We start from the raw sequence: 692 nt of genomic DNA on the forward strand, positions 1-692 counted from the left end.
TGTTCAAGACCTTGCGCCGGGGTGAGGCCGAAGTGGTGACCGATCACATCGAGCGGTTTACCGAAACCGGTATTCTGCTTAAATCCGGCAAGGAGCTGGAAGCCGATATCATTATCACGGCCACGGGGCTGAATATTCAGATGCTCGGTGGGGTAGAAGGCACCATCGATGGCAAGCCAGTGGAACCGCGTGAGTCGCTGGTCTACAAAGGCATGATGTTGCGCGATGTGCCTAACATGGCGCTGGTGTTCGGTTACACCAACTCATCCTGGACCCTGAAAGCGGACCTGGTGTGTGAGTATGTCTGCCGTCTGCTCAATCATATGGAAAAGACCGGTGCCCAGACGGTGATCCCGCGTGACAAGGAGAACTGCATCACCGACGAAAACTTCCTTGGTATGCAGTCCGGTTACATCCAGCGCGCCAATGACCGTTTGCCGCGCCAGGGCTCCAAGCAGCCGTGGATGGTAGTGCAGAACTACATGGTCGATTTGCCCAAGTTACGTTTCGGCGCCATCGATGACGGTATTCTGGAGTTTGATAATTACCAGCAGGGCAAAAAGAAAGGGCTGGTGGCGTCGATGATCGGCTCTGTGACTGGCTGAGCAGGCGACGCGCGATAGCGCGCTTGAATTGATGTTGAGCGTAAATGAAAAAGCCGCGTCCAGAATCTGGGCGCGGCTTTTTCATTT

General features: G+C 54.8%; 1 pseudogene. It reads left to right on the forward strand.

The features are described 5' to 3' along the window. Positions 1-605 (forward strand): annotated as a pseudogene (locus A3754_RS26920) (NAD(P)/FAD-dependent oxidoreductase); the annotation flags it as partial. Positions 606-692 lie beyond the last annotated feature (87 nt).

This window comes from Alcanivorax sp. HI0083, assembly GCF_001635175.1.